Below are 5,856 nucleotides of genomic sequence, written 5' to 3'. Positions count from 1 at the left end.
GGCACGGGCCTGTGCCGACCTCGACGCAAACTGCCGACCCTGCGGGGCAGACTGCCGACCGCGCGGGCCCCGCGTCAGGGGCAGCCGAACCGCCGCGTCCGGTGGGGCCGGCGGCGCTGTCGTCCTCGGCGCCACCCGCCCGTAAGGTTGCCCGGTGATAGTCGTCGCCGTCGTGGGCCCCACCGCCACCGGGAAGTCGGACCTCGCGCTCGACCTGGCCGAGGCGCTGGGCGCCGCGCCCGGCGCCGTGCCCGGAGCCGCATCGGGCGCCGCGTCCGGCGCCGTGGCGGGCGAGATCGTGAACGCCGACGCCTTCCAGCTCTACCGCGGCATGGACGTCGGCACCGCCAAGGTCCCGCCGGCCGAGCGGCGCGGGATCGTGCACCACCAGCTCGACGTGCTGGACCCGGCGCAGGACGCGTCCGTGGCGCGCTACCAGCAGGCCGCGCGCGCCGACCTGGACGCGATCGCCGGCCGCGGCGCCCGCGCCGTCGTCGTCGGCGGCTCGGGCCTGTACGTGCGAGCGCTGCTGGACCAGATGGACTTCCCCGGGACGGATCCGGCCGTCCGGGAGCGGCTCGAGGCGCGGGCCGAGACCGAGGGGCGGCGCGCCCTGCACGCCGAGCTGGCGCGGCTGGACCCCCTGGCCGCCGAGAGCATCGGGCCGCACAACACCCGCCGCATCGTGCGGGCGCTGGAGGTCATCGAGATCACCGGGCTCCCCTACACGGCCAACCTGCCGCGTCAGGAGTACGTGCGCCCCGCGGTGCAGATCGGGCTGGACTGCTCGCGCGAGGTGCTCGACGCGCGGGTCGGGAGCCGCGTCGACCGGATGTGGGACGGCGGCCTGGTCGAGGAGGTGCGCGGCCTGGCGAGCCCGGAGCAGGGCGGCACCGGAACCGGGCTCGGCGTCACCGCCGCGCGCGCCGTCGGCTACGCCGAGGTGCTCGCCTGGTGGCGCGGCGAGTCCACCGAGGCCGAGGCCAGGGAGGCCGTCACCGCGAACACCCGGCGCCTCGCGCGCAAGCAGATGGGCTGGTTCGGCCGCGACCCGCGCGTGCACTGGCTCGACGCGGCCTCGCCCCACCTGCTGGACGACGCCCTCGCCGTCGTGGCCGCCGCCGACGCCGGGACCTTGGCGGTTGCCGGGACCGAGCCGGTGCGCCGTAGCCTGGGGTCATGACGCAGCCCGCGACCAGCCCCGTGCCCTCCGTCCCGACCCCCGGGACCCTCGCCTTCACCAAGGGCCACGGCACGCAGAACGACTTCGTGCTGATCGCGGACCCGCAGGGGCTGCTCGACCTGACCCCCGCCGACGTGCGCCGGCTCGCCGACCGCCGTGCCGGGATCGGCGGCGACGGCGTGATCCGGCTCGCGCCCACCGCTGCCCTCGCGAGCGCGGGCGAGGAGGCCGCCCAGGCCGCCCTCGCGCAGGACCCCACGGCCGAGTGGTTCATGGACTACCGGAACGCCGACGGCTCCGTGGCCGAGATGTGCGGCAACGGCGTGCGCGTCTTCGCCGCGTTCGCCGAGCAGGAGGGCCTCGCCGACCTCTCCGCCGGCCCGCTCAGCCTCGGTACGCGCGCCGGCGTCAAGCGCGTGACCAAGGAGGCGAACGGCTGGTACGCCGTCGACATGGGCCGCTGGTTCCTGCCCGGCGGCGAGTCCGCGGCGGCCGACGGCTACGACGCCGCGGTGGCGGTTCGCGGCTGGACTGCGCCCCGGCCCGCCCTGAGCGTCGACCTCGGCAACCCGCACACCGTCGTCGCCCTCGCGAGCGTCGAGGAGCTCGCCTCGCTGGAGCTCTTCCACGCCCCCGAGGTCGCCCCCGTGCCGCCGCACGGCACCAACGTCGAGCTCGTGGTGCCGCTGGGCGAGGAGGAGGGGCCCGACGGCGTCGTCGGGCGCCTGCGCATGCGCGTGCACGAGCGCGGGGTGGGCGAGACGCCGTCCTGCGGCACCGGCGCCTGCGCGGCGGCGCTCGCGGTGCGGACCTGGCAGGGCGGCTCGTCCGGCGCCGGCGCCCCCGACACGTGGATCGTCGAGGTGCCGGGCGGCGAGGTGCGCGTGCGCGTGCTGCCGGGCGGCAACGTCGAGCTCGCGGGCCCGGCCGAGCTGGTCTACTCGGGCCAGGTCTCCCTCTGACGTGTCAGACGTGCAGGTCCCTGGGGTGACCTGTACGTCTGACCCGTGCGGCTGGGGACAGGTCAGCCCGCGACGCGGAGCACCCGGAAGCCCTTGGACGACGTCGTCCGCTCGACCGGGAGCCCCAGCGCCTCGGTGATCCAGCGGGCCAGTGAGTCGGAACCCAGGTTCTTCTGCACCACGAGCCAGGCCACCGCGTCCGGCTCCAGCCGGGGCAGCCAGCGCGTCAGGAGCTCGTGCAGCGCCTCCTTGCCCACGCGGATCGGCGGGTTGGACCAGCAGGCGGCGAACCGCACGTCGTCGGGCACGTCGTCGGGCAGGGCCGCCCGGACGTTCTCCAGACCCAGCCGCTCGGCGTTGCGCCGCACCAGGTCGAGCGCGCGCTCGTTGACGTCGACCGCCCAGACCGTGGCCTCCGGCGCCGCCAGCGCCAGGCTGATCGTGATGGGCCCCCACCCGCAGCCCAGGTCGAGCAGGTCGCCCGTGGCCGGGGGCGCGGGCACGTGGTCCAGCAGCACCGCGGTGCCCTTGTCGAGCCCGCCGGGGGAGAAGACGCCGGCCGCCACCTCGACCTCCAGGGCGCGGCCGGCGAGGCGGACGGTCCGGGTGCGGCGCTCGTCGTCCGAGGCGGGCTGTGCGGTGAAGTAGTGGTCGCTGGACACCGGACGATCCTAGGCGGTTGCCGCCCGTGGCGACCGGTGCCAGCCTGCGGGCATGGAGATCGCCGAGGCCACCGTGGAGCGGTGGGACGACGTGCAGACCGTGTTCGGCACGCGCGGCGGCGCCCACCACTGCCAGTGCCAGCGCATCCGGCTGGGCGACCGCGCCTGGTGGTACATGCCGGTCGAGGAGCGCACGCACACGCTGCGGGAGCAGCTCGACCCGCCCCCGGGGGCGCCGACGTCGGGCGCCCTGCTCGGCTACGTCGACGGCGAGCCGGCCGGCTGGGTCGCGGTGGCGCCCCGCACCGAGTTCGTCCGCTACCGCGGCAGCCAGGTCCCGTGGGCGGGCCGGCACGAGGACAAGGACGACGCCGGCGTGTGGGCCGTCACGTGCTTCGCCGTGCGCGCCGGCTACCGCAAGCAGGGCCTGATGTACGGCCTCGCGGCGGCCGCCGTCGAGCACGCGCGCGAGCGCGGCGCGCAGGCGGTCGAGGGCTACCCCATCGTCCCGGACCCGGGGCAGCAGATCACCTGGGGCGAGGTCAACGTGGGCACGCCCGGGCCGTTCGCGGCGGCGGGGCTGACGGAGGTCAGCCGGCCGACCAAGCGGCGTCGGGTCATGCGGCTCGTTTTCTGAACCGCCGCCGGCGCCGCAACCGCCGGCCACGCCCCCGGCCCACCAGCGCCGCCTCACCCCCACGGCGGGTAGTCCGGGAACCGGCTCACGCCGAGCCCTACCGCTTCGGACCAGCGGTGGACCCACTCGTCGAGGTCCCGGATGGCGGCCGGCTCCCTGAGCGTCGTCAGGTAGGTCTCGTGGGCGTCGACGACGTCCCGGCCGAGCCCGCGCTCCCGGACCTCGGCGACGAGGCGCTCGCGCAGGTCGGCGGTGCTGGCCCGGTCGTCGAGCAGGACGCTGTGCGCGATGCCGACGAGGTCGCCGTCGGCCAGCCCGGCCACGCCGGTCCGCACGATGTCGGGGGAGCGGACCACCGGCCGCGGGGGCGGCGTCAGGAGCATCGTCGCCCGCCAGTCGTAGTCCGGGTCGCGCAGGTGGCCGCGCAGGGCGGGAACGACCATGTCGGTAGGGCACGAGCGGTGCTCCAGGGGCAGCATCCGCCGCATGCGGCTCACCACCGAGGGGCCGCTCCGTCTGGAACTGGCTATGACGGTGTGCCCGTCCGCGCCGTCGCGCACCAGGGCCACGATCCGCGCGGTCTCCTCGTCGGTCCACGGGCGGCCCGTCCGGTCGGGTCCCTCGAGCTCTTCGGGCATGGTCGTACCGTCCCCTGCGTGTGGTGGTCGTCGTCCTCACAGTCTCAGCGGCTGCCGTCGGCTCGTGCTGGTTGTCCACAGGCGCGATCGCCACGGCAGCGGGTTGGGGAAAGACATAGCCGCGGGACTTTCAGGCGTGGGAAACTTGTTGTAACGAGCACGAACCATCGAGAGTTAGGTAGTACATGACCCACACCCCGACAGAGCCCGAGCTCCCCGCAGAGGAGACGCCCGAACTCCGCGCGGCCCAGGCAGACGCCCAGGCGATCGCGAACGATGTCGTGGCACGGGTTCTCGCTCGGGCGGGGACCGCACGTGCCGACGGCGGAACGGTGCACACCGTGGCCGACGGCGACCAGCTGGACCTCGAGGAGCGCACCGCGCTGCGTCGTGTGGCCGGCCTGTCGACCGAGCTCGAGGACGTCACCGAGGTCGAGTACCGGCAGCTTCGCCTGGAGAAGGTGGTGCTCGTCGGCCTGTTCTCGGGCGGCGAGCACGCGGCCCGCGACGCGGAGATCTCGCTGCGCGAGCTCGCCGCGCTGGCCGAGACCGCCGGTTCCCAGGTGCTGGACGGCCTGCTGCAGCGACGGCAGAAGCCCGACCCCGGCACGTACCTCGGTTCCGGCAAGGCGCTGGAGCTGGCCCAGGTGGTCCTGGCGACCGGCGCCGACACCGTGATCGTCGACAGTGAGCTCGCCCCGTCCCAGCGCCGTGCGCTGGAGGACGTGGTCAAGGTCAAGGTCGTCGACCGCACGGCCCTGATCCTGGACATCTTCGCGCAGCACGCGAAGTCCCGTGAGGGCAAGGCCCAGGTCGAGCTCGCCCAGCTCGAGTACCTCCTGCCGCGCCTGCGCGGCTGGGGCGAGTCGATGTCCCGCCAGGCCGGTGGCCAGGTGGGCGGCGCGGGGGCCGGCATGGGCTCGCGCGGCCCCGGTGAGACCAAGATCGAGCTGGACCGGCGGCGCATCCGCGACCGGATGGCCAAGCTGCGGCGCGAGATCGTCGCGATGAAGCCGGCGCGCGAGACCAAGCGGCTGAGCCGCAAGCGGAACGCGATCCCCGCGGTCGCGATCGCGGGCTACACCAACGCCGGCAAGTCGTCGCTGCTCAACGCGCTGACCGGCGCGGGCGTGCTGGTGCAGAACGCGCTGTTCGCCACGCTGGACCCGACGGTCCGGCGGACGAAGACGGAGGACGGCCGCGTCTACACGTTCACCGACACGGTCGGGTTCGTGCGGCACCTCCCGCACCAGCTCGTCGAGGCGTTCCGGTCCACGCTGGAGGAGGTCGGCGACGCCGACATCCTGCTGCACGTGGTCGACGCGTCCCACCCGGACCCGGAGGGGCAGATCGCGGCGGTCCGCGAGGTGCTGTCCGAGATCCCGGCGTTCGAGAACGTCCACGAGATCGTGGTGCTGAACAAGGCCGACGTCGCCGACCCGACGGTCGTCGGCCGGATCCAGCGGCGCGAGCGGCACACCGCCGTCGTCTCCGCGCACTCCGGCGAGGGGATCGCCGAGCTGCGTGCCCGGATCGCGGCCGAGCTGCCGCGGCCCGGCGTGCACGTCGACCTGGTGGTCCCGTACGAGCGGGGCGACCTGGTGCACCGGGTGCACGAGCACGGTGACATCGAGCTCACCGAGCACGTCGCCGCCGGCACGCACCTGCGCGGCCGGGTGGACGAGCAGCTCGCCACCGAGCTGCGTCAGGTCGCCGTGGCGCACTGACCCGTGGCCAACCGCACCGACTACGACCTCAAGGCGCACTCCGAGGC

6 protein-coding genes are annotated in these 5,856 nt (G+C 74.9%); 4 read left to right on the top strand and 2 right to left on the bottom strand.

Annotation, left to right across the window (positions count from 1 at the left end; translation table 11 throughout):
- Positions 1–154 precede the first annotated feature (154 nt).
- Positions 155–1,183, top strand: a complete 1,029-nt coding sequence (gene miaA / locus ACFWEJ_RS26560) for a tRNA (adenosine(37)-N6)-dimethylallyltransferase MiaA (protein WP_377232174.1) — start codon at positions 155–157, stop codon at positions 1,181–1,183.
- Positions 1,180–2,145, top strand: a complete 966-nt coding sequence (dapF, locus tag ACFWEJ_RS26555; RefSeq protein ID WP_377232173.1) for a diaminopimelate epimerase — start codon at positions 1,180–1,182, stop codon at positions 2,143–2,145. The genes miaA and dapF overlap by 4 nt, the downstream gene beginning before the upstream one ends.
- Positions 2,146–2,207: 62 nt before the next feature.
- Here dapF and ACFWEJ_RS26550 read toward each other — a convergent pair whose 3' ends face one another.
- Entirely contained in the window at positions 2,208–2,807 is a 600-nt protein-coding gene (locus tag ACFWEJ_RS26550) for a class I SAM-dependent methyltransferase (RefSeq protein WP_377232172.1), read from the bottom strand.
- A 52-nt stretch (positions 2,808–2,859) separates the two neighbouring features.
- Between ACFWEJ_RS26550 and ACFWEJ_RS26545 the strand changes: the two genes are divergently transcribed.
- Positions 2,860–3,444: a GNAT family N-acetyltransferase gene (locus ACFWEJ_RS26545; protein ID WP_377232171.1), complete on the top strand. Its 585-nt coding sequence runs from the start codon at positions 2,860–2,862 to the stop codon at positions 3,442–3,444.
- Positions 3,445–3,497: 53 nt separating this feature from the next.
- Here the strand turns inward: ACFWEJ_RS26545 and ACFWEJ_RS26540 are convergent, their stop codons facing one another.
- Positions 3,498–4,082 (bottom strand): hypothetical protein, encoded by a 585-nt coding sequence (locus tag ACFWEJ_RS26540; RefSeq protein WP_377232170.1) that lies wholly within the window; start codon positions 4,080–4,082, stop codon positions 3,498–3,500.
- Between the two features lie 185 nt (positions 4,083–4,267).
- On the opposite strand from ACFWEJ_RS26540, the gene hflX reads away from it, so the two are divergent.
- Positions 4,268–5,809: a GTPase HflX gene (gene hflX, locus ACFWEJ_RS26535; protein ID WP_377232169.1), complete on the top strand. Its 1,542-nt coding sequence runs from the start codon at positions 4,268–4,270 to the stop codon at positions 5,807–5,809.
- Positions 5,810–5,856: the final 47 nt, after the last annotated feature.

Source organism: Promicromonospora sp. NPDC060204, assembly GCF_042728455.1.
GTDB lineage: Bacteria > Actinomycetota > Actinomycetes > Actinomycetales > Cellulomonadaceae > Promicromonospora.
The sequence above is the reverse complement of the archived record's forward strand: the minus strand, read 5'-3'. Positions and strand labels throughout refer to the sequence as shown.